The organism is Planctomycetota bacterium (assembly GCA_026387035.1).
GTDB lineage: Bacteria > Planctomycetota > Phycisphaerae > FEN-1346 > FEN-1346 > JAPLMM01.
The window spans coordinates 1-3962 of the sequence record JAPLMM010000178.1; the positions used below are offsets into that span (position 1 = coordinate 1).

Here is a 3962-nt window from a genome sequence, read left to right on the forward strand (position 1 = left end):
TATCTCATCGACGCCAAGAAGTGCACCGACTGCGGGACATGCGCGGAAGTGTGCCCGGTCGAGGCGATCAGCCAAGGCTAGCCGACGCGCGACTGCCCGGCCGCTCGGACGGGTAGCCGCCCTTTGGGAGCCGGCGGCGCAACCGCCCGCGCGAGTGACCGGTGATCGCCAGAAAAGACTACCAGCGTGCGATTGAGGAACTCCGGAAGGCCGATCACGTTGTGCTGACCACGCATGTCAAGCCGGACGGTGACGCAATGGGCTCGATCGCGGCGCTGCGGCGCTGGCTGCTGGCCGAGGGCAAGCAGGTCGAGATCATCGTCCCGACGCCGCCGCCGGCGCGATATGCCTTTCTCGACCCGGACGGGACGGTGCAGGTGGCGGGGCGGGACGCGGATTCTGCGGCCGCGGATCCGCCCGACCTAGTTTGCCTCGTCGATACGGGCGCCTGGCAGCAACTGGCAGGCGTGGAATCGCTCGTGAAGGGGGCGCGCCGGGTCCTCGTCATCGATCACCACCGGACGCAGGACGTGCCGGCTCAGGTCGCCCTCGTCGATGCCGAGGCGCCCGCCACCGCCGTCCTGGTGCACGACTTCCTTGTCGAGGCCGGGGCCGCCATCGACGCGGAAACCGCGACGTACCTTTTTGCCGGCCTCGCGATGGACACGGACTGGTTTCGGTTGCCGACTTCGGGGGCCGAGACGCTGCGATTGGCGGCGCGGCTCGTGGAAGCCGGCGCCAAGCCGCACCTCCTCTACGAGCAACTGTACTGGAACAACGATCTGGCGAAGATGCGGCTCCTGGGGCTTGCCGTCGGCGGGCTGCGTCCCGCCCTCGGGGGACAGGTGATGGTCATGCGTCTGACGCAGGCGATGTTCCACCAGACCGCTACCGACGCCGACGACACCGAAAATCTTATCAACGAGTGCATGAAAGTGCGCGGAGTCCAGGTGGGGATTCTCCTGACCGACAGCGGGAACGGCCACGTGCGGGTCAGCCTGCGGTCGCGGCCGGGGACGGACGTCCTCGGCGTGGCGACGCGGTTCGGGGGCGGGGGGCACCGCTATGCCGCGGGCGCCCGCGTGCCAGGAAGCCTCGACACGGTCGAGGCGCAGATCCTGGCAGCCGTCGGCCAGGCTCTGGACCGGTCCGAGAAACCGGAAAAGGCTTGACAAGCAGGGGCCGGAGGGATAGGGTTCCGGGTTCGTTGCAGGGTTTGTTTGCGCGCTAAACGGATAGGAGAAAGGCATTTGGCAAAGTTGGAAGTGCAGGAACTGATTGAAGCCGGCATCCACTTCGGCCACCCGGCGAGCCGGTGGAACCCCAAGATGAAGCCCTACATCTTCGGGAAACGGAACTTCATCCATATCATCGACCTGAAGGAAACCGTCAAGGGCATCGTCCGGGCGAAGAAGTTTCTCTCGCGGCTGGTGGCGGCCGGCGGAGACGTCGTGTTCGTCGGGACGAAGCGCCAGGCGCGCGTGGCCACCGAACAGCAGGCGAAGCGCTGCGGCATGCCGTACGTCAACCACCGGTGGCTGGGCGGGACGCTGACAAATTTCCGAAGCATCCGGTCGCGTCTGGGGCGGCTGGACGAACTCGATCAGATGGAAGTCACCGGAACGATCAACCGGCATTCGAAGAAGATGATCGCCAGCCTCCAGCGCGAGCACCAGAAGATCCGGCGGAACCTGGAAGGCATCCGGACGATGGAGCGCCTGCCGGCCGCCCTCATCATCGTGGACACGATCCGCGAGAAGAACGCCGTCCGGGAGGCTCGGAAGATGGATGTGCCGGTCGTCGCCATGGCCGACACGGAAGCGGACCCGGACGACCTGACGGTCGTCATTCCGGGGAACGACGACGCGATGCGTGCGATCGAGATCGTGCTCACGCACCTGGCCGACGCCGTCATCGAGGGCAAAGCGAACCGGGCCACCCTCGCCGCCAAGGAAGGCGAGGACCAGACGCCGGCGCGCGGGCCGACACGCCCGCAGGCACGGGTCAGCCGCCGGCCGACCAAAGGCGCCGAGCGGCCGGTGCCCTCGATGCCCCTGCCCAAGCCGCATCCGGCCACGCAAGCGGAACGTCCCGCCGGGGAGGCGGTCGCCGGCGACACGGGGACCGGCGGCCCGGCCGAATCGGCTGCGGGCGAGGAACCGGCCTCGGATGCTCCGAGCGCCGGCGCGTAAGCGGTGGGCGAATCCGCCGCGTGCCCGGCCCGCCGCGGCGGGGCGGCGGTCGACGCACGGGCCTGAATTTCCGACGTCCAAGACACTTTCGTTCGCCTGGAGGCGCTGCACGAAGGAGCATGCTTGATGGCTATCGGCACCGAAGAGGTTCTGAAACTGCGGCAGCGGACGGGCCTGGGAATGATGGACTGCAAACGGGCCCTGGAGGAGGCGGCCGGCGACGCGGAGAAGGCCATTGAGATCCTTCGCAAGAAGGGTCTTGCGACGGCCGAGAAGAAGGCGACGCGCACCGCCGCCGAGGGCCGCATCCACTCCTACATCCATCACAACGGCAAAGTGGGCGTGATGGTCGAGGTGAACTGCGAGACAGACTTCGTCGCGAAGAACGAGCAGTTTCAGACGTTTCTGAACGACGTGTGCCTGCACGTGTGCGCCGCCTCGCCGATCGCCGTCCGCCGCGAACAGGTGCCCGAGGCGATCGTCGAGCGGGAGCGGCGCATTGCGCGCGAACAGGCGGCCGGCAAACCCGAAAAGGTGCTCGAGAAAATCGTCGAGGGAAAACTGGCGAAGTGGTTCGCCGACAACGTCCTCCTCGAGCAGCCGTTCGTCAAAGACCCCGACCGCACGGTCAAGGACCTGCTGACGGACCTGGTGGCGCGGACGGGGGAGAACATCGTCATCCAACGATTCGCGCGGTTCGAGGTGGGCGAGGAGACGTCTTAAGTGTTCTTCAACGCAGAGATCGCCGAGAACGCAGAGAACAGCAAAGATAGGGGAACAACAAACAGCATGTCTTGTGAGACGATGGCGGAAATGGCCTTGCCGTTGTTACCCAATCCTCTCTCTGCGCTCTCTGCGCTCTCTGCGTTGAAATAACACTTGTAGGATTAACCGGGGAACTCCGATGGCCGAACGCCCGTACAAGCGGGTGCTCCTGAAAGTCAGCGGTGAAGGATTCTGTAAGCCGGGCGGCTCCGGCCTGGATTCCGCGGAAGTCGCCACGATCGCCCGGCAGGTGCAGGAAGTGGCCGAAACGGGGTGCGAACTGGCCATCGTCGTCGGGGGAGGAAACTTCCTCCGCGGCGTCACGCTCTCCGAAAAGGCCCACGTCAAGCGCGCGACGGCCGACTACATGGGCATGGTCGCGACCGTCATCAACGCCCTCGCGCTTCAGGACAGCCTGGAGACGCTGGGCGTCAGCACGCGCGTCCAGTCGGCGATCGAGATGAAAGACGTGGCCGAGCCTTTCATCCGCCGACGCGCCATCCGCCACCTCGAAAAGAAGCGCGTCGTCATCCTCGCGGGCGGCACGGGAAACCCGTTCTTCACGACCGACACCTGCGCGGCGCTCCGCGCGAACGAATTGGGCGCCGATTGTCTGCTGAAGGCGACGAAGGTGGACGGCGTGTACTCGGACGATCCGCAGAAGAACCCGAAGGCCCGGCGATTCGATCGGCTGACTTACGACGACGTGGTCCGGCAGAACCTGAGGATCATGGACACGGCGGCGATCAGCCTCTGCCGCGACAACCACATCCCCATCGTCGTCTTCAACCTGAAACACGAAGGCAGCATCCGCCGAGTCGTGGCGGGCGAACCCATCGGAACCTTCATAGGAGATTCCTGACCGTGCCGATCGACGACATCCTCCTCGAAGCCGAAGACAAAATGAAGAAAGCCGTCGACCATCTCCGCCAGCAGTTCCGGACGGTGCGGACCGGCCGGGCGTCGGCCGGCCTCGTCGAACACCTGAAAGTGGACTACTACGGC

The 3962-nt window shown here is 65.8% G+C and carries 4 protein-coding genes; all 4 read left to right on the forward strand.

Annotated features, from left to right (window positions below):
• Positions 1–161: 161 nt before the first annotated feature.
• The 4 genes from NTX40_06430 (at position 162) to pyrH (ending at position 3819) form a co-directional block, all read left to right on the forward strand.
• Complete coding sequence (locus NTX40_06430) at positions 162–1172, forward strand: bifunctional oligoribonuclease/PAP phosphatase NrnA (protein ID MCX5648716.1); 1011 nt, start codon at positions 162–164, stop codon at positions 1170–1172.
• A 78-nt stretch (positions 1173–1250) separates the two neighbouring features.
• Entirely contained in the window at positions 1251–2192 is a 942-nt protein-coding gene (gene rpsB, locus NTX40_06435; protein ID MCX5648717.1) for a 30S ribosomal protein S2, read from the forward strand.
• Positions 2193–2318: 126 nt separating this feature from the next.
• Positions 2319–2915, forward strand: a complete 597-nt coding sequence (gene tsf, locus NTX40_06440) for a translation elongation factor Ts (protein ID MCX5648718.1) — start codon at positions 2319–2321, stop codon at positions 2913–2915.
• Positions 2916–3096: 181 nt separating this feature from the next.
• The gene (pyrH, locus tag NTX40_06445) at positions 3097–3819 is read left to right on the forward strand and encodes a UMP kinase (protein ID MCX5648719.1); all 723 of its coding nucleotides are present in this window, start codon (positions 3097–3099) and stop codon (positions 3817–3819) included.
• Positions 3820–3962 lie beyond the last annotated feature (143 nt).

Excerpts from the sequence above, each read along its gene's own strand:
- pyrH (MCX5648719.1), top strand. The coding sequence starts at position 3,097 with ATGGCCGAACGCCCGTACAAGCGGGTGCTCCTGAAAGTCAGCGGTGAA.
- tsf (MCX5648718.1), top strand. The coding sequence starts at position 2,319 with ATGGCTATCGGCACCGAAGAGGTTCTGAAACTGCGGCAGCGGACGGGC.